General features: G+C 73.1%; 19 protein-coding genes. 9 read left to right on the top strand and 10 right to left on the bottom strand.

Annotated elements, in window-relative coordinates; all coding sequences use genetic code 11:
- Window positions 1-53 precede the first annotated feature (53 nt).
- A complete protein-coding gene (locus ACQPWZ_RS11765; RefSeq protein WP_433571298.1) occupies window positions 54-1,211 on the bottom strand; it encodes a PhoX family protein in 1,158 nt (385 codons plus the stop codon).
- Between the two features lie 220 nt (window positions 1,212-1,431).
- Window positions 1,432-3,339, bottom strand: coding sequence for an amino acid permease (locus ACQPWZ_RS11760; RefSeq protein ID WP_433571297.1), 1,908 nt, complete (start codon window positions 3,337-3,339; stop codon window positions 1,432-1,434).
- A gap of 189 nt (window positions 3,340-3,528) precedes the next feature.
- Between ACQPWZ_RS11760 and ACQPWZ_RS11755 the strand changes: the two genes are divergently transcribed.
- Window positions 3,529-4,083, top strand: coding sequence for a hypothetical protein (locus ACQPWZ_RS11755; protein ID WP_340473000.1), 555 nt, complete (start codon window positions 3,529-3,531; stop codon window positions 4,081-4,083).
- A gap of 37 nt (window positions 4,084-4,120) precedes the next feature.
- Here ACQPWZ_RS11755 and ACQPWZ_RS11750 read toward each other — a convergent pair whose 3' ends face one another.
- From ACQPWZ_RS11750 to ACQPWZ_RS11735, 4 genes are all read right to left on the bottom strand, one after another.
- Entirely contained in the window at window positions 4,121-5,047 is a 927-nt protein-coding gene (locus ACQPWZ_RS11750) for an oxidoreductase (protein WP_433571296.1), read from the bottom strand.
- Between the two features lie 134 nt (window positions 5,048-5,181).
- On the bottom strand, window positions 5,182-5,574 hold the full coding sequence (gene nirD / locus ACQPWZ_RS11745) for a nitrite reductase small subunit NirD (RefSeq protein ID WP_340472998.1): 393 nt from the start codon (window positions 5,572-5,574) through the stop codon (window positions 5,182-5,184).
- A complete protein-coding gene (gene nirB / locus ACQPWZ_RS11740) occupies window positions 5,571-8,078 on the bottom strand; it encodes a nitrite reductase large subunit NirB (RefSeq protein ID WP_433571295.1) in 2,508 nt (835 codons plus the stop codon). The genes nirD and nirB overlap by 4 nt, the downstream gene beginning before the upstream one ends.
- A gap of 1 nt (window position 8,079) precedes the next feature.
- Complete coding sequence (locus ACQPWZ_RS11735) at window positions 8,080-9,246, bottom strand: NAD(P)/FAD-dependent oxidoreductase (protein WP_433571294.1); 1,167 nt, start codon at window positions 9,244-9,246, stop codon at window positions 8,080-8,082.
- A gap of 313 nt (window positions 9,247-9,559) precedes the next feature.
- Between ACQPWZ_RS11735 and ACQPWZ_RS11730 the strand changes: the two genes are divergently transcribed.
- Together ACQPWZ_RS11730 and ACQPWZ_RS11725 are read left to right on the top strand one after the other, a co-directional pair.
- Complete coding sequence (locus ACQPWZ_RS11730; RefSeq protein WP_433571293.1) at window positions 9,560-10,402, top strand: putative protein N(5)-glutamine methyltransferase; 843 nt, start codon at window positions 9,560-9,562, stop codon at window positions 10,400-10,402.
- A gap of 10 nt (window positions 10,403-10,412) precedes the next feature.
- Window positions 10,413-11,198 (top strand): sulfite exporter TauE/SafE family protein, encoded by a 786-nt coding sequence (locus ACQPWZ_RS11725; RefSeq protein ID WP_340472994.1) that lies wholly within the window; start codon window positions 10,413-10,415, stop codon window positions 11,196-11,198.
- Between the two features lie 151 nt (window positions 11,199-11,349).
- Here the strand turns inward: ACQPWZ_RS11725 and ACQPWZ_RS11720 are convergent, their stop codons facing one another.
- A complete protein-coding gene (locus tag ACQPWZ_RS11720; RefSeq protein ID WP_356701626.1) occupies window positions 11,350-11,634 on the bottom strand; it encodes a hypothetical protein in 285 nt (94 codons plus the stop codon).
- 884 nt (window positions 11,635-12,518) lie between these two features.
- Here ACQPWZ_RS11720 and ACQPWZ_RS11715 point away from each other — a divergent pair.
- From ACQPWZ_RS11715 to ACQPWZ_RS11705, 3 genes are all read left to right on the top strand, one after another.
- Window positions 12,519-13,154, top strand: a complete 636-nt coding sequence (locus ACQPWZ_RS11715) for an NADPH-dependent FMN reductase (protein WP_340472992.1) — start codon at window positions 12,519-12,521, stop codon at window positions 13,152-13,154.
- A gap of 111 nt (window positions 13,155-13,265) precedes the next feature.
- Complete coding sequence (gene cutA, locus ACQPWZ_RS11710; protein ID WP_340472991.1) at window positions 13,266-13,589, top strand: divalent-cation tolerance protein CutA; 324 nt, start codon at window positions 13,266-13,268, stop codon at window positions 13,587-13,589.
- Complete coding sequence (locus ACQPWZ_RS11705) at window positions 13,586-14,026, top strand: gamma-glutamylcyclotransferase family protein (protein ID WP_433571292.1); 441 nt, start codon at window positions 13,586-13,588, stop codon at window positions 14,024-14,026. Before cutA ends, ACQPWZ_RS11705 begins: the two co-directional genes overlap by 4 nt.
- Window positions 14,027-14,134: 108 nt before the next feature.
- Here the strand turns inward: ACQPWZ_RS11705 and ACQPWZ_RS11700 are convergent, their stop codons facing one another.
- The 3 genes from ACQPWZ_RS11700 to ACQPWZ_RS11690 form a co-directional block, all read right to left on the bottom strand.
- Entirely contained in the window at window positions 14,135-16,273 is a 2,139-nt protein-coding gene (locus ACQPWZ_RS11700) for a molybdopterin oxidoreductase family protein (protein ID WP_340472990.1), read from the bottom strand.
- A 123-nt stretch (window positions 16,274-16,396) separates the two neighbouring features.
- Complete coding sequence (locus ACQPWZ_RS11695) at window positions 16,397-16,978, bottom strand: TIGR03086 family metal-binding protein (protein ID WP_433571291.1); 582 nt, start codon at window positions 16,976-16,978, stop codon at window positions 16,397-16,399.
- A gap of 65 nt (window positions 16,979-17,043) precedes the next feature.
- On the bottom strand, window positions 17,044-17,739 hold the full coding sequence (locus ACQPWZ_RS11690; RefSeq protein ID WP_433571290.1) for a SanA/YdcF family protein: 696 nt from the start codon (window positions 17,737-17,739) through the stop codon (window positions 17,044-17,046).
- 318 nt (window positions 17,740-18,057) lie between these two features.
- On the opposite strand from ACQPWZ_RS11690, the gene ACQPWZ_RS11685 reads away from it, so the two are divergent.
- From ACQPWZ_RS11685 to ACQPWZ_RS11675, 3 genes are all read left to right on the top strand, one after another.
- Window positions 18,058-18,828: a sirohydrochlorin chelatase gene (locus tag ACQPWZ_RS11685; protein ID WP_433571289.1), complete on the top strand. Its 771-nt coding sequence runs from the start codon at window positions 18,058-18,060 to the stop codon at window positions 18,826-18,828.
- Between the two features lie 46 nt (window positions 18,829-18,874).
- Window positions 18,875-20,209, top strand: a complete 1,335-nt coding sequence (locus ACQPWZ_RS11680; RefSeq protein WP_356701616.1) for a deoxyguanosinetriphosphate triphosphohydrolase — start codon at window positions 18,875-18,877, stop codon at window positions 20,207-20,209.
- A 129-nt stretch (window positions 20,210-20,338) separates the two neighbouring features.
- Window positions 20,339-21,601: an NAD(P)/FAD-dependent oxidoreductase gene (locus tag ACQPWZ_RS11675; RefSeq protein ID WP_405569499.1), complete on the top strand. Its 1,263-nt coding sequence runs from the start codon at window positions 20,339-20,341 to the stop codon at window positions 21,599-21,601.
- Window positions 21,602-21,632: the final 31 nt, after the last annotated feature.

The raw sequence follows: 21,632 nt of genomic DNA, 5'->3' as shown, positions 1-21,632 counted from the left end.
CCCGCGGGCGGCGGAAGGGCTGACGGGCTACGAGCGGCGGAGGAGCTGACGGGCTACGAGCGGAAGGGGCCCGTCACCTCGTAGGTGATGCCGCCCGACGACGACCCGCTCGTGCCGCGCTGGCTGGAGAAGTACAGCCGCCTGCCGTCCGGCGAGAACGCCGGACCGGTGATCTCCGACGAGGACTGGCCGCTGATCCGCAGGAACGGCGCGACCACATCGTCCGGGGTGATCACACAGATCTCCATGGAGCCGCCGTCCTCCGCCACGAACAGATCGCCCGAGGAGGAGCCGGTGACGTTGTCCACGCCGGTCAGCGGTGCGCCGCCGCTCACCAGCGAGTCGTCATAGGCCAGTTCGTAGGTGCCGGCGGCCAGGTTCAGCTGCCAGACGCGGTTGTCGCCCTTGGTGGTGAACCACACCGTGTCGTCGGCGTAGTAGCAGCCCTCGCCGCCGTTGAACTTCTTCGAGCCCGAGACCTGGCTGCGGGTCGCGGTCGGCGAGCCGTCCGGGTCGGGGACATCGGCCCAGGTGTAGCTGCCCGAGGTCGCCGTACCGGCCTTCAGTACCTGAAGGGTGCCGGAGGAGAGGTTGCCCCAGGTGGTGGGGACGAAGCGGTACAGGCAGCCGTTGGTCTCGTCCTCGGTCAGATAGACCACCTTGCGGACCGGGTCGGCCGCGGCCGCCTCGTGCTTGAACCTGCCCATCGCGTCCCGGCGCACGGCGGCGTTCACGCCCCAGGGGTCCGTCTCGTAGACGTACCCGAGGCTGACCTCCTCGCAGGACAGCCAGGTGTTCCACGGGGTCTTGCCGCCCGCGCAGTTCTGCCGGGTGCCGGACAGGATGCGACGGGCGCCGGTGATGGCACCCGTCGAGGAGAACGTGACCGCGCTCGCGCCGCCCGACGGGTTGATCTCCGAGTTGGAGACGTAGATCCAGCCGGTGCCGTCGGCGTAGCAGGCACCGCCGTCCGGCGCGCTGTGCCAGGTGTACGAGGTCGAGCCGACCTTCTGTCCCGAGCGGGCGATCACCCTGCTGGTGAACCCGTTGGGCAGGAGGATGCCGTTGGCGTCGGCCGGCCGGAGTGCGCCGTAGGGACCGGGGCCCGGCTGCGCGGGATCCGCGACGGCCGCACCGCGCCACAGAGTGCCGCCGAGGGCGGCTGCCGAGGTGCCGATGACCGCTCCACGCAGGAAGTTGCGACGTTCCACGTATCGCTCCAATGGGGGGACCGCCCCGCGGTGCCGGCCGGCGCAGCGGGGTCGCGCGCTGATGGAACCTAGGAGCGCCGAATTGACGGAACGCCAACAGCCGGTGACACGCAGCGGTCGACATGCGGCCGAGCGGGTCGAGCGTGCCGGTGGCCTCGTCGTGCGCCTCTCCCTTCACGGTGCCACCACCTCCCCGGTCAGGACAGGGGGCCGGACCCGGTCAGGGCAGGGGGTCGGAATCCGAGAGGCGGAACCGCAGCCGGCAGATCACCGCGTCCGTGTCCCGGCGCACCGCGTGCGCGAGCACCGCGCCCCGCTGGTTCTGGAGCAGCCGCTGCCACAGCCGGTCCGGCTCCACCTCCGGTATCAGCACGGTGACCCGTGTGCCGGGGTGGTACTTGTACACCCGGCGCACGTACTCCGACACCGGCCGGCCCACCGTTCGGTGCTCCGAGTGCAGTTCCACCAGGTCCACGCCCGGGTTCCACCGCTCCCAGTCCCGGCGCAGCTCCCGCAGGGCCGCGCGGTCCTCCGCGTCCCCATGGGTCACCGTCACCGCCCGTACCTCGTCACCGAGCGAGACGGCGGCGTTCAGGGCCTCGACCGTGAGCTTCGACAGATGGGAGACCGGTACGACGACCAGGGAGCGTTCGCGGTGCGGGGCCTCGGGCACCCGGCCGAGGCCCAGGCGCTCGCCGATCCTTCCGTAGGCCCGGTGCACCCGCTCGAAGATCAGCACCAGCGCGGGCAGCGCGACCACGATCAGCCAGGCTCCTTCGGTGAACTTGGTGGCCGTGACCACCACGGCTCCGACTCCGGTGAGGACGGCGCCGGCACCGTTCAGCACCGCGCGCCCCCGCCACCCGGGCGATCGTTCCGTGCGCCAGTGGATCACCATGCCGGTCTGGCAGATGGTGAAGCCGACGAAGACACCGATCGCGAACAGCGGCACCAGCGTGTTGGTGTCGCCGCCGGACAGGACGAGCAGCAGCGCCGCGACGGCGGCGAGCGCCAGGACCCCGTGGCGGTGGACCTCACGATCGGCCTTCAGCCGGAAGACATGGGGGAGGTAGTTGTCGCGGGCGAGCAGCGACATCAGGACGGGCAGCCCGCCGAAGGAGGTGTTCGCGGCCAGTGCCAGCAGGACGACGGTGGCGAACTGCACGACGTAGAAGGCCCAGTTGTGCCCGAGCGACGCGTCCGCGAGCTGCGCGAGCACGGTGACGCCCTCGACCGGCTGGAGGTGGAAGCGGCCGATGAGGACCGCGAGCCCGATGAGCATCACGCCGAGCAGTCCGCCGAGCGCGGCCTCCGTCCGCCGGGCGCGCTGTGCCGCCGGCGCCCGGAAGGACGGCACGGCGTTGGCGACGGCCTCGACGCCGGTGAGCGCGGAGCAGCCGGAGGCGAACGCCTTGATGAGCAGCAGCGCGCCGACGGTGGTGGTGTTCTCGCCCAGTACGGAGGCATGGCCGGCGGCGGCCTCGGTGGACACCGGTGCGTCCCGGAACAGCCCCACGACGATCATGGTCAGGATCGAGCCGACGAAGACCGCGGTCGGCACGACGAACGCCCGCGCGGAGTCCACGATGCCGCGCAGATTGACGGCCGTGACCAGGACCAGGACACCGAGGCACAGCACGATCCGGTCGTCGTAGAGGGCCGGGAACGCGGAGGTGAGCGCCGCGACGCCGGCGGTGACGGAGACCCCGACGTTCAGTACGTAGTCGAGGATCAGCGAGGCCGCGGCGACCAGGGAGGTGCGCCGGCCCAGATGGGTCCTGGCGACGGCGTACGAACCGCCGCCGTTCGGGAACGCGGCGATCACCTGGCGGTAGGACGCGACGAGCACCGCGAGCAGGGCGGCGATGGCGAGGGTGACGGGAAGGGTGAAGCCGAGCCCCACACCGCCCGCGGTGGCGAGGACCAGCACGATGGCCTCGGGCCCGTAGGCCACCGACGCCATCGCGTCGAGGGAGAGAGCGGCCAGCCCTTGGAGCGCGGTGAGCCGGTGCCGGTCGCCCGCCGGCCGCGGCCCGGGAGCCCCGTCGGTGGGGCCGGGCGCGCCGGGAACCTCGTCGGACGGACCCGACGGGCCGGCGGAGCCGGGAGGCGTGTTGAGGACGGTCATCGTGCGGGGCACCTCCGGTCGGGAACACCTCAGCGTGCGGGCGGTCCTTTCGCGCCCTGTGCCGTCTTGTCGTGTTCCTTGCGCCCGGCCGCCGGCCTTCACGGACTCTTGACGCGCCGTGTAGCGAATCCGTCAGAGCACGGCCGGCGGTGAAGACGCGGCTCCCCGGGCCGGTTTACCGTCCCGGCCATGAAAACGGGCGAGAGCGGGAACAGCGCCGGGTGCCTTGGGGCCGGCGACACGGTGGTGACGGCCGAGGACCGCCGCTGGGCGGCCGATGTGCGGGCGGCGGTCTTCTGCGCGGCCTCTCTGCTGGTCCTGCTGCATCTCGTGGACCTGGCGGCGGGCACGCTCGACGGGCTGCGCTCGGGGCTGTGGACCGCGCTCGCGGCCCTGCTGTTCTCGGTGCTCTTCCCGAGCCGGGTGACCGCGGGCCGCCACTGGATCGCCGTACGCGGACTGCTCGGCGAGCGCCGGGTCAGCACCGACCTGCTCACCCAGGTCGGCCGCCGTGACGGCATCAGGCCGCGGATCGTGCTCCGCGATGTGTGGGGTGCGCGGGTCGAGGTGGAGCTGGAGACCCTGACCGCCAATCCGCTGCTGTGGCACGAACTGGACACCGGGGCCCGGCGGGCGCGTGCGGACGGACTGCTGAGCAGCGGCTCCGCGGTGCTTCAGTCGCTGGCCAGGCGGATCGAGTCGGACACGGCCCGGGAGGTGTTCGAGGCGTCGGGGCTGCGCTGAAGCCGCCCGCCGACAGGCCCTGGGCCGTGTCCGGGGCTCAGGACTTGAGCCCCTCGTACGTCACCCCGGTCAGCTGCTCCGACGCCACCCACAGCCGCTCGCCGGCCACGTCGTTCGTCGACCACGACAGCCGCCACGACGGAGCCGGCGCACCCCTCCATCCCAGGATCCGCGGACCGGTGAACGAGTCCGGCCGGACGTCCGGCGCGGTGGCCGCGTACAGCGTGGGCAGCGCCCCGGACGCGGCGGACTGGGCGAAGATCCGGTTGCCGGTCTGCATGAACCGTTCCTTGGTCTTCTGGCCCGCCATGCGCGCCCCGGCCGCCTGGAGGTTGGTGTTCGCGTAGCCGGGGTGGGCGGCGGCCGCCACGACCTCGGAGCCCACCGCACCCAGCCGCCTGGCCAGTTCGTGGACGAACAGCAGGTTCGCCGTCTTGGAGCGGGAGTAGGCGGTCCACGGGCTGTAGCGGCGCTCGCTGTTGAGATCGCCGATGTCGATGTTGGCCATCGCGTGCATGAAGCTCGACAGGCTCACCACCCGGGCGCCCGGTGTGCCCAGGAGCTTCGGCAGCAGCAGGCCCGTCAGGGCGAAGTGCCCGAGGTGGTTGATGCCGAACTGCGTCTCGAAGCCGTCGGCCGTCACCGAGTGGGGCAGCGCCATCACACCGGCGTTGTTGATCAGCAGATCGAGCCGGTCGTACGGGTACGAGGCAGCGAAGTCCCGTACGGACGTCAGGTCCGCCAGGTCCAGCGGCCTGAACTCCACGTCCGCGCCCGGAACGTCGGCCCGGATGGCACTCTCCGCCTCCCGGCCGCGGGACTCGCTGCGGCACGCGAGGACCACCCGCGCGCCCTTGCGGGCCAGTTCCCGCGCGGTGACGAGACCGATACCGCTGTTGGCCCCGGTGACCACGGCCGTACGCCCGTGCTGATCCGGAATGTCGCTGGTGCTCCAGCCCGCCATCGCTGCGCCCCTCGGTGGTGAAGACCCCGGTCGGTGGTGAAGACCCGGGGCCGTCAGCGTATTGAACCGCGGGGGCGGGGAGCCACTGCCGGCGCCGGTATCGGTGCCCCGGGCCGCTCCCGTGTCAGCGGATGTCAGGCGCCGCCTGCCGGGACGCTCTCCGCGAGGCGCGGCTCCATGCGGCCCGCCTCTCCCGACGACGGCCGGCCCAGCCGTACCTCGTAGGCCCGTACCGAGACGTCCTCGTCGTCCAGACAGCGGCCGGTCGCCAGGTCGAAACGCTGCTTGAGCAGCGGTGAGGCGACGAACGGCGCGCCCGCCGACGAGCCGAGAAGGCCGCGGGAGAGGACCTGGGCCCCGGCGAAGGGGTCCCGGTTGTCGATGGCGTGGACCCGTCCCGCGCGGTCCAGGAACAGTGCCACCTGGCGGCCGTCCGGCAGCAACGCCGCGATACCGCGTCCCGGGGTCAGCCGGGACGCCTCGCAGACGGTGAACCACTCGCCGCTCACCAGCAGTTGGACGCTCATCGGGAACCGGCCCCTTCCAGGGTGAGAAACGTGAGATCGGGCTTGATCTGCCCGCGCTCGGGAACGAAGCGGACCGACGGGTCCGGGGTGTCCGGGGCGTTCACGAAGGAGACGAAGCGGCGCAGCCGGTCCGGGTCGCGGAGCGTCTCGGCCCACTCGTCGCGGTAGCCCGCCACATGCTGTGCCATCAGCGCCTCCAGTTCGTCGCACAGCCCGAGCGAGTCGTGGACGACGACGTCCCGCAGATGCTCCAGGCCGCCCTCCAGCCGCTCCAGCCAGGTCGACGTACGCTCCAGCCGGTCCGCCGTGCGGATGTAGAACATCAGGAACCGGTCGATCAGGCGGACCAGTTCGGTGTCCGAGAGGTCCTGTGCGAGCAGGTCGGCATGGCGCGGGGTCGCGCCGCCGTTCCCGCCGACGTACAGGTTCCAGCCGCTCGCCGTGGCGATGATGCCGAAGTCCTTGGACTGCGCCTCCGCGCACTCCCGTGCGCATCCCGAGACCGCGGACTTGAGTTTGTGCGGCGAGCGCAGGCCGCGGTAGCGCAGTTCCAGGTCGATCGCCATGCGGACCGAGTCCTGCACCCCGTAGCGGCACCAGGTCTGCCCCACACAGGACTTGACCGTGCGCAGCGCCTTGCCGTACGCGTGCCCCGACTCGAAGCCCGCGTCCACCAGGCGGGCCCAGATGCCCGGGAGCTGGTCGACGCGTGCGCCGAACAGGTCGATGCGCTGGCCACCGGTGATCTTCGTGTAGAGACCGTAGTCCCGCGCCACCTCACCGATGACGATCAGCTTCTCCGGGGTGATCTCACCGCCGGGGATGCGCGGCACGATCGAGTACGAGCCGTTGCGCTGGAGGTTGGCGAGGAAGTGGTCGTTGGTGTCCTGGAGCGCTGCCTGCTCGCCGTCCAGGATGTAGCCGCCGTCCAGCGACGCCAGGATGGACCCGACCGCCGGCTTGCAGATCTCGCAGCCGTCCGTGCCGCGTGCCTCCTCGCGGCCGTGCGAGTCGAGCAGTTGGGCGTACGAGGTGAGCCGCAGGGTGCGGACGATCTCGTACAGCTCGCTGCGGGTGTGGCCGAAGCAGCCGCACAGGCCCTTCTCGCCGGACGGCGGCAGCAGCTGGCCGATGACCTTGACACAACTGCCGCATCCCGTACCCGCCTTGGTGCACTTCTTGACCTCGGGGAGCGAGGAGCAGGCACAGATCTCGCCCTTGGTGACGTTGTGGCAGGAGCAGATGACCGCGTCGTCGGGGAGGGCGGAGGGCCCGAGCGCCACCGGCGCACCCGCACCTGCCGGCAGCACCAGCTGCTCGGCGGAGACCGGCGGCACACTGCCGGTGAGCGGGCGCAGCAGACCGTACTGTTCGGCGTCCCCGACGAGGACACCGCCGAGCAGCTCGCCGCCGGCGCCGACGACCAGCTTCTTGTAGACCCCGGAGCGGGAGTCGGAGTACACGACGTCCAGGCAGCCCTCCGCCGCGCCGTGTGCGTCGCCGAAGGACGCCACGTCCACGCCGAGGAGCTTGAGCTTGGTGGACATGTCGGCGCCGGTGAACTCCCCGGCCTCACCGGCGAGCGCGGCCGCCGCCGTCTGGGCCATCTCGTACCCGGGCGCGACCAGGCCGTACACCCGGCCGTCCGCCGCGAGCGCGCACTCGCCGATGGCGAACACCGCCGGGTCGGAGGTGCGGCACTGCCCGTCGACCACGATGCCGCCGCGTGCGCCGACCTCCAGGCCCATGTCCCGGGCGAGCTGGTCCCGCGGCCGGACGCCCGCGGAGAAGACGACCAGATCGGTCGCGAGGACCGAACCGTCCGACAGGGCCATGCCGTTGACCGCCCCGGCGTCGTCGACGGTGATCTCCTGGGTGCCCGTGCCCGTGTGGACGGTGAGCCCCATGCCCTCGATCGTGCGCAGCAGGGCGGCGCCGCCGCCCTCGTCGACCTGGACCGGCATCAGCCGGGGGGCGAACTCCACGATGTGCGTGGTGAGACCGAGTCCCTTGAGCGCGCCGGCCGCCTCCAGGCCGAGCAGCCCGCCGCCGACGACGGCACCCGTGGTGGCCGTCTTGGCGTACTCCTCGATCGCCAGCAGGTCCTCGATGGTGCGGTAGACGAAGCAGCCCTCGGCGTCCTTGTTCGGCACCGGCGGTACGAACGGGTACGAGCCGGTGGCGAGGACGAGGGTGTCGTAGGTGAACGTCCGTCCGGCGCGCGAGGTGACCGTGCGCGCGGCCCTCTCGACGCTCTCGGCCGGGTCGTCGAGGTACAGCTCGATGCCGTGCCGCTCCATGAAGTCCGCGTCGGCGAGGGAGAGTTCGTCGGGCGTACGGCCGTCGAAGTACGAGGTCAGCCGGACCCGGTCGTAGGCCGGCCGCGGCTCCTCGCACAGCACGACGATCCGTGCGTGCCCGGTCGTTCCGCGCTCCGCGAGTGCCTCGAGGAATCGCTGGCCGACCATCCCGTGGCCGACGACCACGATCGTGGGGGTGGACATCTCAGGAGCCTCCAAGCAGGTGCAACAGCGGGGTGGAGGGGAGCGGCTCGTCGCCCTCCCAGGTACGGGCCAGTTCGCCGACGGTCGTGAGATCGCCCAGCAGGATTCCGCCGACGAGCCGGTCCCCGCGGACGACGACCTTGCGGTACGCGCCCCGGGTGGCGTCGGCGAGCCGCACGACGTCGTCGCCGGGCAGCGGGCTGGTCTCGCCGAACGCGGCCAGGTCGAAAGGCCCCTGTCCGGACAGCGTGAGCCGGGTCAGGGCCCGGGTGCCGGTGTAGCGCGCGGTCTGGCCGGTGAGGACGGACGCCAGGACGTCGGCCTGGTCGAGCGCCGGACCGGCGAGACCGTAGACGCGCCCGTCGTGCTCGGCGCAGTCCCCGACGGCATGGATGTACGGGTCCGAGGTGCGCAGCCGGTCGTCGACGACGACGCCCGTACGGACATCGAGTCCGGCCTCGACGGCCAGACCGACCCGGGGGCGCACACCGCAGGCGAGGACGACCAGTTCGGAGTCGAGCACGAAGCCGTCGGCGAGCTCGACGGCCGTGCCGCGCAGTCCCCGGACACGGCACTCGGTGTGCACCTCCACCCCCAGGGCTTCGAGATGCGTACGGAGCAACCGCGAGGCCGCCGGGTCGATATGACGTTCCATCAGGTACTCGCCCTGCTGGGCGAGCACCACCCGGGCGCCGCGCGCCGCGAGGGCGCGGGCGGCGGAGACACCGAGCAGCCCGCCGCCGACGACCACCGCGTGCAGACCGGGGCGCACCGCGGCGGAGAGTGCCGCGCAGTCGTCGAGCGTACGGAACGGGTGGACCCCATCGGGCAGTTCACCGCCCAGGCCGCGCAGCGGTGGAAGAACCGGGTTCGACCCGGTCGCCAGCACCAGCCGGCCGTACGGCGTCGCCGTGCCGTCCGCGCAGTGCACGAGCCGCCGCTCCCGGTCGATCGACACCGCCCGCACGCCGCGCCGTACCGGCACGTCGGGCAGGCTGATCACCTCGGGGCCGTAGCGCCCGGCGAGCACGTCGGCGAGCAGCACCCGGTTGTACGGCCCGTGGGTCTCCTCGCCGAGCACGGTAACGGGCACACCGGCGGTGACGAGCCGGTGCGCCACTCGCGCACCCGCCGTCCCGCCGCCGATCACCACGGTCTCTGTAGCCATGTCCGCAGCCTGCGGGTCCGTTGTTACCCGTCAGGTGCTCCTCTGTTTCCCACCGGGAACGCTGCCCTCAGCGCCGCCCGCCCCGTCCTGTGAGGCCGGCGCCGGTGGACCCGGGGCACGGTGCGCGGATGCCCGTGCGCGTCGGGGCAGGTCGGGTAGTGTTGCCGTCTCCACATCAGTGGACCGGCCGAGGAGGTGAGCCCCATTACCGCTGCTGTACCAGGCGGGGTGCTCTCCCACCGTGGTCCGTCGGTCGAACCGGTTCGACCGGCCTAGGCGACGGAGAGCGCCCTTCGGTATCCGAAAGGCTCTCATGTCGCTTTCTCCCTCCTCTCTGTCCCCGTCCGCGATCGTCACCAGGCTGCGTGCCGCCGGGTGTGTCTTCGCCGAGGACGAGGCGGAACTGCTCGTCGCCACCGCGCGGACGCCCGCCGATCTCGCCGCCATGGTCGGCCGCCGGATCGAAGGACAGCCCCTGGAACACGTCCTCGGCTGGGCCGGGTTCCACGGTCTGCGCATCGCGGTCGACCCCGGGGTCTTCGTCCCCCGCCGCCGTACCGAGTTCCTCGTCGAGCAGGCCGCGGCCCTCGCCCGGCCGGGAGCCGTCGTCGTCGATCTGTGCTGCGGTACCGGCGCGCTCGGCGCCGCGCTCGTCGCGGGCCTGGAAGGGGCCGAACTGCACGCCGCCGACATCGACCCCGCCGCCGTGCGCTGCGCCCGCCGCAATGTCCGCGCCGCCGGCGGCCTGGCGTACGAGGGCGACCTGTACGACCCGCTGCCGGGCCATCTGCGTGGCCGGGTCGACGTGCTGCTGGCCAATGTGCCGTATGTGCCGACCGAGGAGATCGACCTGCTGCCCGCCGAAGCCCGGGTGCACGAGGCGCGGGTGGCGCTCGACGGAGGGGCGGACGGCCTCGACGTCCTGCGGCGGGTGACCGCCGAGGCCGCGTCCTGGCTTGCCCCCGGCGGCTCGCTGCTGTTCGAGACGAGCGAGCGGCAGGCGGAGCGGGCGGCGGCGATCGTCACCCGGGACGGGCTCGGCGCGCGGGTGGCCACCTCGGACGAGCTGTACGCGACCGTCGTCATCGGCACCCGAAGCTCAGAGACCCCTCAAGCCTTCAGAGATCGATGGACGCCACACCCATCTCCTTCGTAGGGTCGCGGACGTGCCCGACATATCGCTGACCACGCTCCTTTTCCTCTGCCTCGCCGCGGCCGCGGCCGGCTGGATCGACGCCGTCGTCGGGGGCGGCGGACTGCTGCTGCTCCCGGCGCTGCTGCTCGGCCTGCCAGGCGTCCAGGCCGCGCAGATCCTCGGCACCAACAAGGCGGTCGCCATCGTCGGCACCTCGGGCGCGGCCATCACCTATGTGCGCAAGGCCCCCGTGTCGGTACGGACGGCCGTACGGATCGGCCTCGCCGCACTGGCGGGGTCGATGGGCGGCGCGTTCTTCGCGGCCGGGATCAGCAGCGATGTGCTCCGCCCCGTGATCATGGTCGTACTGCTGGGGGTCGCCGCCTTCGTGATGCTGCGGCCCGCCTTCGGTACGGGCGCGGACGACGGCAAGAAGCCCGTCACCCGCGCCCGCACGGTCACCGCGATCGTCCTCGTCGGCGGCGGCATCGGCTTCTACGACGGGCTGTTCGGCCCCGGCACGGGCACCTTCCTGGTGCTCGCGCTCACCGCCGTCCTCCATCTCGACCTGGTGACCGCGTCGGCCACCGCCAAGATCGTCAACGTCTGCACCAACGCCGGTGCGCTCGCGATGTTCGCCTACCAGGGCACCGTGATGTGGCAGCTGGCCGCGCTGATGGCGGTGTTCAACCTGGCGGGTGCGATGTTCGGCGCGCGTATGGCGCTCCGCAAGGGCAGCGAGTTCGTGCGCGGTGTCCTGCTCGTCGTGGTCTTCTCGCTGGTCGCGAAACTGGCGTTCGACCAGTGGACGGCGTGATCCACCGCGGGATGCCTGCGGACGCCGTCCACGTGGCTCATGCCGGTGGTGCGCGTCGGCCGTTCGAATGAAAGGTCCCCGCTCCCGGCGGACTCGAAGGTCCGGCGGGAACGGGGACATGGCGGGGACGGGGGACGGAAGCCGTCCCCCGTCAGCTGCCCTGCGAGCCGCTCGCCCGACTGCGCAGGAGCAGCGTCCCGCCGACGGCGGGTGTGGCCTGCAGGGCCACACCCGCCGCGATCTGGGTGATGTCCGGGCCGACGCTGCGGCCGAGACCGACGTGTCCGTGGCCGCCCGGCCCGCCACGGAGCCCGACCACCACGTCACCGGCGCCGTGGCCGCTCCCCAGGGTTCCGGCCGACGTCCCGGTGGCACCGGTGCCTATGAGGTCAGCTGCCGGCGCGAGGCCGGTCAGCAGGGGGGCGGCGGTACGCATGGGGTTCCTCCGGGAAGAACGGTGCGACTGAGGTCGTCTTCTTCGAGGTAAGGCGCAGCGCGTGTCGCACGCCTGCTGATGCCGCATCAGATATGGGCCCGTTCCCGGCGTGTCGCGCTGGACAGCCGAGGTTGTCGCAGGTCAGGGCGGAACATGGTCAATCGTCGCCCCCCGGCCTGAATGGGTGACGCGGACGGGCGCGCGCCACGGGTCAGGTGCTGCGGGCCTTCGCCCCCGGGGCCTGCTCGTTGCCGGTGGCGGGCTCGGACGCTTCGGTCGTCAGGGGCCGCCGCGCTGGGCGGGCGGCCGGGGGCCCTGCTCTTCGCCGGTAGCGGGCCTGGACGCTCCGTCGCCAGGGTCGGCCGCCCGCCTGCGGCGTGCTGGCCCGCCCTTCGCCGCGCCCACCGTCCCCAACCTGGCGGCCGCTTGGGTGCCTCCCCCCAAGGCCCGCCGCAGCAGAGGGTCCTCGCCCGCCGCCGAACCGTGCGCTCTTGGCTGCCGTGCTCTGCATGGGATTCCGCGCGTTCGCCGGCGCGCTTCGTTCCTTGGAGCCGCTCCCTCGCCGGGACGGGTCCGGACGCCTCCGGCGTCCTGGAGCGCCGCGCCCGCCGCCTGCGGCCGGCTTGTGCGCCCTCAGGGCCTGTCGCGCGCAGCGGTGTGCCTGCCCGCCCGCCCCGGGGTCGGTCGGCTCGCGGCCGACCTGTGACTCGCACCCGGCCCGCCCGGCCGTCAAGGCCTGGCGGCAGGCCCAAGCGCCCCGCCCCCGCGGGCTCGGTCCGCTCGCGGCCGAACATGCGCCACGACGCCCCGCCGGCCGCAGGCCAGAACACGCCCGCCCCCGCCCGCTTGACCTCAAGCAAGCTTGAGGTACCACCCTCGTGCCCATGGACCTCATCACGCAGCAGAACCCGCAGGCAGACCCGTACACGGACGCCTCCCGCGCCGTCCCCCTCCGGCTCGCCGTCATCCTCGCCAGCAACCGCCACGGGCGCTTCGGGCCCGTCATCGCCGAGTGGTTCCTGGGCAACGCCCGGCAGCGGGAGGACTTCGCCACCGAGCTCGTCGATCTCGGTGAGGTGGACCTCCCCACCGCCATCTCCCACGATCCCTCGCCCGCCGTCCGCGCCGAGCTCGCCAAGGTCTCGCCCGTCCTGGACGGCGCGGACGCCGTCGTCGTCCTCACCCCCGAGTACAACCACTCCTTCCCCGCGTCCCTGAAGGCGCTCGTCGACTGGCACTTCACCGAATGGCAGGCCAAGCCCGTCGGCTTCGTCTCGTACGGCGGCATGTCCGGCGGGCTGCGCGCCGTCGAGCAGCTGCGGCAGGTCTTCGCCGAGATGCACGCCGTGACCGTCCGCGACACGGTGTCCTTCCACAATGCCCGCGGCCACTTCGACGACGAGGGCCGGCACCGGGACCCGGCGGCCCCCGACGCCGCCGCCAAGGCGATGCTGGACCAGCTCGCGTGGTGGGGCCGCGCCCTGCGGACGGCCAAGTCGGCGCACCCGTACACGGGCTGACCCCGGCGGGTGGCGGGGCGCGGGCGGGGCTCCCGTACGGTGGGCCGGACCGGCCGGCAGGGGCCGTGAGGCCCCGCCCGTGAGTACCCCCGAAGCGATCGGAGTCCGCCTGTGGCCCTGGCACTCACCGTTCTGACCACCACCGACAGCGCGGCCAGGGCCGAGGAGCTGGCGCGCGGAGCCGTGGAGGCACGGCTCGCCGCCTGCGCGCAGATCTCCTCGCCCGTCACCTCCGTCTACCGCTGGCAGGACACGATCGAGACCGCGCAGGAGTGGCAGATCCTGTTCAAGACGTCCGAGGAGCGCTACCCGGAGCTGGAAGCGCATCTGCGGGCGGCCCACGACTACGAGACGCCGGAGATCATCGCCACGCCGGTGGTGGCCGGCAGCGCCGCCTACCTGTCGTGGATCGACGCGGAGACCTCGGCCCGATGAACGGCCAGGGCCTGCCCTTCTTCGTCTACGGCACCCTCCGGCCGGGGGAGTGCAACCACGACCTGTTCCTGCACGGCCGCACCGCCGCCGAGGAACCGGCACGGCTCCCCGGAGCGGAGCTCTACGACGGCCCCGGCTACCCGTACGCGGTCGAGTCGTCCCGCACCCGCGGTGACTCCGGCGTCGTGGGCGACCTGCTGACGGCCGCGCCGGGGGAGTACGCGGATCTGCTCACCGTGCTCGACCGGCTGGAGGAGTACGTCTCACCCGGCCACCCGCGCAATCTGTACGAACGGGTCGCACTCGACGTGCTGCGCCCGGACGGCACGGCGGTACGGGCATGGGTGTACGTGGCGGCCCCGGACGTGGCGGGCAGGCTCCGCGCGCACGGCACCGCCATCCCGGGCGGCGACTGGTGCGCCCGCCCGGTCGGCTGACCCGGGCCCCCGTCGGGGCGCCCGCCCGGTGGGCTGACCCCGGCTCCCGTCGGGGCGCCCGCCCGGTCGGCTGGCCCCGCCCCGTAGACACGGCCCGGCCGAAGGGAGCTACCCCGCTTCCAGTGCCCCGGGCCCGGCGTCCGCCCGCTCCACCCGTACCGCGCACACCTTGAACTCCGGCATCCGGGACGTCGGGTCGAGCGCCGGGTTCGTCACCGAGTTGACCCGGCCTTCGCCCGGCCAGTGGAAGGGCATGAACACGGTGTCCGGCCGGATCCCCGTGGTGATCCGCGCCGGCCCGACCGCCCGCCCCCGCCGTGAGACGACGGCGATCCGGTCGCCCTCGGCCGCCTCCAGGCGCTCGGCGAGCAGCGGATGCAGCTCCACGAAGGGCCCCGGGGCCGCCGCGTTGAGCTCGTCGACGCGCCGGGTCTGGGCCCCGGACTGGTACTGGGAGACGACCCGGCCGGTCGTCAGCAGCACCGGGTAGTCCTCGTCCGGTTCCTCAGCCGCGGCCCGGTGCGTGACCGGTACGAAGCGGGCCCGCCCGTCAGGCGTGGCGAACCGGTCGAGGAACAGCCGGGGCGTGCCCGGGTGCCGGATCTCCGCCGAGTCCTCCGGGCAGGGCCAGAACACCCCGTCCTCCTCCGCGATCCTGCGGTACGTGATGCCCGAGTAGTCCGCGGGTCCGCCCGCGGACGCCCGCCGCAGCTCCTCGAACACCTCCTCGGGGTCCGCCGGGAAGCCCTTCTCGTGACCGAGCAGCGCGGCCAGTCCGCCGAGGATCTCGAGATCGCTGCGGACACCCGGCGGCGCGGACACCGCGCGGCGGCGGAGCAGCACCCGGCCCTCCAGGTTCGTCGTCGTCCCCGTCTCCTCGGCCCACTGGGTCACCGGGAGCACCACATCGGCCAGCGCGGCCGTCTCGGAGAGCACCACGTCCGCGACCGCGAGGAAGTCCAGCGACCGGAGCCGCTCCTCCACATGGGCGGCCCGCGGCGCCGACACCACCGGGTTGGAGCCCATCACCAGCAGCGATCTCACCTCGGTGCCGAGCGCGTCGAGAAGCTCGTACGCGCTGCGGCCCGGCCCCGGGAGCGACTCGGGCGCCACACCCCACACCTCGGCCACATGCGCCCGGGCCGCCGGGTCGTCCAGCTTGCGGTAGCCGGGCAACTGGTCGGCCTTCTGGCCGTGTTCGCGGCCGCCCTGGCCGTTGCCCTGTCCGGTCAGACAGCCGTAGCCGGACAGCGGGCGCCCGGCCCGGCCCGTCGCGAGGCACAGATTGATCCAGGCGCTCACCGTGTCCGTGCCCTTGGACTGCTGCTCGGGGCCGCGGGCGGTGAGGACCATCGACGACGAGGCGTCGCAGAACAGGGAGGCCGCCGCGCGCAGTTGGGGCACACCCACTCCCGTGATCCGTTCCACCAGCTCCGGCCAGTACGCCATGGCCGCGGACCTGGCCTCCTCCCAGCCGGTCGTGCGGTCCGCGATGAACGCCTCGTCCGTGCGGCCCTCGGCCACCACCAGATGCAGCAGACCGAGTGCCAGCGCCAGATCCGTGCCGGGCCGGGGCGCGAGATGGAGGTCCGCCTGCTCGGCGGTGCGGGTGCGGCGCGGGTCGATGACGATCAACGTGCCGCCGTTCTCCCGCAGTTCGGTGAGGAAGCGCAGGGCCGGGGGCATGGTCTCGGCAAGATTGGAGCCGACGAGCACCACACAGCCCGTCCGGGGAATGTCCTCCATCGGGAACGGCAGCCCCCGGTCCAGTCCGAACGCCCGCTGATGCGCGGCAGCGGCCGACGACATGCAGAAGCGCCCGTTGTAGTCGATCTGCGAGGTGCCGAGCACCACCCGGGCGAACTTCCCGAGCGTGTACGCCTTCTCGTTGGTCAGCCCGCCGCCGCCGAACACCCCGACCGCGTCCCGGCCGTGGGCCGCCCTGGTCCGCAGCAGCCCTTCCGCGACCCGCTCCAGGGCCTCCTCCCAGCCGGCCGGCTCGAGTCTGCCGGTGGCAGCGGACCTGACCAGGGGTTCGGTCAGGCGTACCCGGGAGGAGAGCAGCGCGGGCGCGGTACGGCCCTTGCCGCACAGCGCGCCCCGGTTCACGGGGAAGTCCGGCCGCTCCACGACCTGCACCGTCTCCTCGCCCGGCCCGGGACCGCGCAGATTCATGCCGCACTGGAGGGCGCAGTACGGACAGTGCGTCGCGGTGAGCGGGGCGGCGGGGGCGGTGAGCTCGGGCATACGGCCAGCGTGCGCGGCCTCTGTTACGCCGGCCCTCGTGCCCCATTACGGCCGGGGTACGCGCCCCTCCGCCTGCCCTGCCGCGCCCTGTGAGGCGCCGCGATCCCGGGCGCCCTCGTCCGATCAGGCGCGGCGGCCCAGCAGTGCGAGCAGTCTGGCCTGGTGGCTGTGGGCCGGCGGCGGCTCGATCGGCGGAGCGAACAGCCCGGACGCCTCCAGCTCCGACGCGTAGGGACTCACCTCGTCGAGCGCGAAAGCCACCAGCGCCTCCGGCAGCTGCTCGGAGGCGCCGATCGCACGGGACAGGTCCCAGGTGTGCACGACCGCGTCCGTCGTCATCTGCGCGCAGTAGGCCACCGCGGGCGTCTCGCCGTAGGAGAGCTGCACCGTCCGCTCCAGCGCGCCGGGCTCCGCGAACGCCTCCCGGGCGGCGCGCGCCGCCGCGTCCCAGCTCCGGCGCGGATGCGCGCCGAGGACATCGCCGTCGTATGCCTCGCCCACCTCGTCGAGATCCGCTTCCTCGACCACCAGATGGGGCACCCACAACTGTTCCGCGGTCAGATGGTTCACGAGATCACGCACCGACCACTCGGTACAGGGTGTCGGATCGTCCCACTGCTCCTGGCGCACCGCGTGCACCCGGTCGGAGAAGAGCGCGAGCGCCTCGGTGTGCCGGCTGAGCAGGGTCGCCACGTCGTTTTCCATACCGATCACTGTCGCGCGCCGCGCATCCCGAAGCGAGCGGCCCGCCGCGTGTCACCCGGAGACGATCACCGTCCGGACGCGGCCAGCGCCTCGTGCACACCCTTCTCCTCGGCGCCCAGGAACCGCGGATCGGGCTCGACCGCCGCGTCCAGCGCCGCCTTGCCGGCCGCGGCCATCTCGCGGACCCCGCCGTAGTACCAGGTCGCGTCGTGCGGTTCGGAGACCCCGACGCCGTACGACTCGACCCCGGCCGAACGGCACAGCGCGACGGCCCGCCGGATGTGGAAGCCCTGCGTCACGAGCACCGCCCGGTCCACGCCGAAGATCTTCTTGGCGCGCACACAGGAGTCCCAGGTGTCGAACCCGGCGTAGTCGCTGACGATCCGCCCGTCCGGCACGCCCCGGGCGGTCAGATAGGTGCGCATGGCGTCCGGCTCGTCGTACTCCACCCGGCTGTTGTCCCCGGTGACCAGGACGACCCGCACCTTGCCCGCCCGGTACAACTCGGCGGCCGCGTCCAGCCGGTGCGCGAGATAGGGCGTGGGCCGGCCCTTCCACAGGCCCGCCCCGAAGACCACGGCCACATCCTGCGCGGGCACCTCCGCGACGGTCCTCACCCGGCTGTCGGCCACGGCGTGCATCCAGGTCGCCGGGGCGAGAGTGAGCACACAGCCGAGCATCGCGGCCTGCACGAGGCGCCGCCGTGAGCGGCGCGAGCGGGGCAGTGCGGGCAGGCGAGGTCTGAGTCGTGATCGCTTCACACCCGGTCAGACGCGGAACGGACCGGATCGGTTCGTTCGACCGAGGGCCGTCCTGCCGGGGCAGACGGGGCAGCCCTCGGTCCGGCACGCGGTCCTGACACCGGCCGCGGGGCGGCGGTGAGGCCGCGGTAAACACCTGTCACCGCCGTGCAACGGCCTCGCAATGTCGATCCGCCAGGATCTGTTCATGACGGAGCAGGTACAGGTACCAGACGGCCGGCCACTGCCCCTCGACACCACCGCTCAGCTGCTCTCACGGATCACCGACCAGCTGGGCACCCAACTCAGCCATGTGCGACTGAACGGAACCCGCAGCCCATGCCTCCGAACGAACGGCCCACCCTCGTCGCCGTCGCCCACGGCAGCCGCGAGCCCCGTGCCCTCCACACCGTCATCGAGCTCCTCGACCGCGTCCGCGAACTGCGCCCCGGCCTCGACGTACGGCTCGGCCACATCGAGCTGAACCAGCCGCTGCTCGACGACACCCTCGCCGGTCTCGCCCCCGCACCGCACGCCCGGGACGGCGCGGCCGTCCTCGTACCGCTGCTGCTCGGCCGCGGGTACCACATCAAGCACGACCTGCCGCAGGCGGCGGCCGCCGTCCCCGGTGCGGACATCCGCATCGCCGCCCCGCTCGGCCCGCACCCCCTGCTGGTGGAGGCGCTCTGCTCCCGGCTCGCCGACGCCGGCTGGCGGCCGGGCGACGGCGCCGGCCGCAGCGCCGGTGTCGTCCTGGCGGCCGCCGGCTCCCGCGACCCCGACTCGGCGGCCGACGCCCGCACCACGGCGGCGATGCTCAGCGAGCGCCTCGGCGGAGTGCCGGTCGTCGCCGCGTACGCCTCGGCCGCGTCCCCCACGGTCCCGGCGGCCGTCCGCGCGCTCACCGCCCGCGGCCGGCACCGCATCGCCGTCGCCTCCTACTTCGCGGCCCCCGGCCTGTTCGCCGCCCGCAGCGCCGCCGCCACACCCTGGATCGCCGCCGCCCCGCTCGGCGCGCACCCCGCGCTCGCCCGGCTGCTGCTCCAGCGCTACGACGACGCGCTGACGGTCCCGTACGCAGCTCAGCGGCGCGAACTCGCCTCCGCGTAGACCACCGGGTCGACCGTCGCCCGGCCGCTCCGGTTACCTTCGGTGCATGGCAGGCACCACCAGCACCACTCCGCCCGGGCCCGGCACGTACGACGGAAACGGCCTCCACGACGACGGCTACGACGACGCGGCCTCCGCGCGCTGGGCGCCCGAGCCCGACAAGCGTCCGGGGCGCACCGCGTTCCAGCGCGACCGCGCGCGTGTGCTGCACTCCTCCGCGCTGCGCCGTCTCGCCGGCAAGACCCAGGTCGTCACCCCGGGCACCCGCAACCAGGCGTGGGACGCCAGCCCGCGCACCCGGCTCACCCACTCGCTGGAGTGCGCCCAGGTCGGCCGCGAGCTGGGCGCCGCACTCGGCTGCGACCCCGACCTCGTCGAGGCCGCCTGCCTCGCCCACGACATGGGCCATCCGCCCTTCGGGCACAACGGCGAGCAGGCGCTCAACACGTTCGCCAAGGACTGCGGCGGGTTCGAGGGCAACGCCCAGTCGCTGCGTCTGCTGACCCGTATCGAGCCCAAGAGGTTCGTCCCCACCGACGGCGGCGGTGTCGTCAGCGTCGGTCTGAACCTCACGCGCGCCACGCTGGACGCCGCCACCAAGTACCCCTGGCCGCGCGGCGGTCACCCCACCGACCCCGCCTCGGTCAAGTTCGGTGTGTACGAGGACGACCTGCCCGTCTTCGAGTGGGTCCGCGAAGGAGCGCCGGACCACCGCAAGTGCTTCGAGGCCCAGGTCATGGACTGGGCCGACGACGTCGCCTACTCGGTGCACGACTTCGAGGACGGACTGCACGCCGGACACCTCGACCCCGGCCTCCTGCTCGCCGAACCGGAGCGCAGCGACATCTGGCAGGTGGCCATCGGCCGGTACGTGCCCTCCGACACCGACCCCGAGGAGCTCGCCGAGGCCCTGGACCGCCTCCTCGAACAGGAATGGTGGCCGCACCACTACGACGGTTCGGCCGTCGCGCAGGCCCGCCTCAAGGACGCCACCAGCCAGCTCATCGGCCGTTTCGCCCTCGCGGCCGAGGGCGCGACCCGCCAGGCGTACGGCACCGGCCGGCTCACCCGCTACGCCGCCGAACTCGTCGTCCCCCGCGAGGCACGCAACGAGTGCGCCGTTCTCAAGGCGGTCGCCGACCGCTATGTGATGCAGCGCGCCGAACAGGAGACGCTCCGCGCCGACCAGCGCATCGTGCTCGCCGAACTGGCCGAGGCCCTCACCGCCCGTGCACCCGACACCCTCGACCCGCAGTTCCGCGCCCTGTTCGCCGCGGCCGGCGACGACCGGGCCCGCGCCCGGGTCGTCGTCGACCAGCTCGCGTCACTCACCGACGCGACCGCCCGCAGTCTGCACGCGCAGCTCACGGCCCGCCGCTGAGCGGCCGGAGCGGCCCGCGCGGGATGTCCGGGATGACACGCCCGAAGGTCACCCCCTCTTCCGCCATCACGCTGCGTGCGGGACGCTCGCTGAAGGCTGCGCAGCGTACAAGCAAAAGGGAGGCATCAAGTGGTCGACGCACATCGGACGTTCGTCATCGTCGGTGGTGGTCTGGCCGGGGCCAAGGCCGCCGAGACCCTCCGTGCGGAGGGTTTCACCGGACGCGTGATCCTCATCGGTGACGAGCGCGACCACCCCTACGAGCGTCCGCCGCTCTCCAAGGGCTTTCTCTCCGGCAAGGAGGAGCGCGACAGCGTCTTCGTCCACGAGCCCGGCTGGTACGCGCAGGCCGATGTGGAGCTGCATCTCGGCCAGACCGTCGTCGCCGTCGACCGGGAGACCAAGTCGGTCCGGCTGGGCGACGGCACCGTCCTCCACTACGACAAGCTGCTGCTGGCCACCGGCTCCGAGCCGCGCCGGCTCGACATCCCCGGCACCGGGCTCGCCGGCGTCCACCATCTGCGCCGCCTCGCCCACGCCGACCGGCTGCGCCGGGTCCTCGCCGCACTCGGCCGCGACAACGGCCATCTGGTCATCGCGGGCGCCGGCTGGATCGGCCTGGAGGTCGCCGCCGCGGCCCGCGGCTACGGCGCCGAGGTCACCGTCGTCGAACCCGAGCCCACCCCGCTGCACCAGGTCATCGGCCCCGAACTCGGCCAGGTCTTCGCCGAACTGCACAAGGAGCACGGCGTCCGCTTCCACTTCGGCGCCCGCCTCACCGAGATCACCGGACAGGACGGTGTCGTCCTCGCGGCCCGCACCGACGACGGCGAGGAGCACCCGGCCCACGACGTGCTCGCCGCGATCGGCGCCGCGCCGCGCGCCGCCCTCGCCGAAGCCGCCGGCCTCGCCCTCGCCGACCGGGCACACGGCGGCGGCATCGCGGTCGACGCGCAGCTGCGCACCTCCGATCCGGACATCTACGCCGCGGGCGACGTCGCCGCCGCGCATCACCCGCTGCTCGGCTCCCGGCTGCGGGTCGAGCACTGGGCGAACGCCCTGAACGGCGGCCCGGCGGCCGCGCGCTCCATGCTCGGCCAGGACGTGAGCTACGACCGCATCCCCTACTTCTTCTCCGACCAGTACGACCTGGGCCTGGAGTACTCGGGCTGGGCACCGGCCGGCAGCTACGACCAGGTGGTGCTGCGCGGGGACGCCGGCAAACGGCAGTTCATCGCCTTCTGGCTGAAGGACCGCCGGGTGCTCGCCGGGATGAACGTCAATGTGTGGGACGTCACCGGACCCGTCCAGGACCTCATCCGCTCCGGTGTCCAGGTGGACCCGGACGCCCTCGGCGACCCGGGCGTCCCCCTCACCACGCTCACGGGATGACGGGAGCAGGCAGGAGTGTCACCACGCCACC

The organism is Streptomyces sp. CA-251247 (assembly GCF_050952975.1).
Lineage (GTDB): Bacteria > Actinomycetota > Actinomycetes > Streptomycetales > Streptomycetaceae > Streptomyces > Streptomyces achmelvichensis.
The sequence above is the reverse complement of the archived record's forward strand: the minus strand, read 5'-3'. Positions and strand labels throughout refer to the sequence as shown.

Coding starts and splice junctions, on each gene's coding strand:
- nirB (WP_433571295.1), bottom strand. CDS start 8,078: ATGTCCACCCCCACGATCGTGGTCGTCGGCCACGGGATGGTCGGCCAG.
- nirD (WP_340472998.1), bottom strand. CDS start 5,574: ATGAGCGTCCAACTGCTGGTGAGCGGCGAGTGGTTCACCGTCTGCGAG.
- ACQPWZ_RS11685 (WP_433571289.1), top strand. CDS start 18,058: ATGCCTCCGAACGAACGGCCCACCCTCGTCGCCGTCGCCCACGGCAGC.
- ACQPWZ_RS11755 (WP_340473000.1), top strand. CDS start 3,529: ATGAAAACGGGCGAGAGCGGGAACAGCGCCGGGTGCCTTGGGGCCGGC.
- ACQPWZ_RS11700 (WP_340472990.1), bottom strand. CDS start 16,273: ATGCCCGAGCTCACCGCCCCCGCCGCCCCGCTCACCGCGACGCACTGT.
- ACQPWZ_RS11730 (WP_433571293.1), top strand. CDS start 9,560: ATGTCGCTTTCTCCCTCCTCTCTGTCCCCGTCCGCGATCGTCACCAGG.
- ACQPWZ_RS11760 (WP_433571297.1), bottom strand. CDS start 3,339: ATGACCGTCCTCAACACGCCTCCCGGCTCCGCCGGCCCGTCGGGTCCG.
- ACQPWZ_RS11750 (WP_433571296.1), bottom strand. CDS start 5,047: ATGGCGGGCTGGAGCACCAGCGACATTCCGGATCAGCACGGGCGTACG.
- ACQPWZ_RS11695 (WP_433571291.1), bottom strand. CDS start 16,978: ATGGAAAACGACGTGGCGACCCTGCTCAGCCGGCACACCGAGGCGCTC.
- ACQPWZ_RS11715 (WP_340472992.1), top strand. CDS start 12,519: ATGGACCTCATCACGCAGCAGAACCCGCAGGCAGACCCGTACACGGAC.
- ACQPWZ_RS11705 (WP_433571292.1), top strand. CDS start 13,586: ATGAACGGCCAGGGCCTGCCCTTCTTCGTCTACGGCACCCTCCGGCCG.
- ACQPWZ_RS11680 (WP_356701616.1), top strand. CDS start 18,875: ATGGCAGGCACCACCAGCACCACTCCGCCCGGGCCCGGCACGTACGAC.
- ACQPWZ_RS11720 (WP_356701626.1), bottom strand. CDS start 11,634: ATGCGTACCGCCGCCCCCCTGCTGACCGGCCTCGCGCCGGCAGCTGAC.
- ACQPWZ_RS11735 (WP_433571294.1), bottom strand. CDS start 9,246: ATGGCTACAGAGACCGTGGTGATCGGCGGCGGGACGGCGGGTGCGCGA.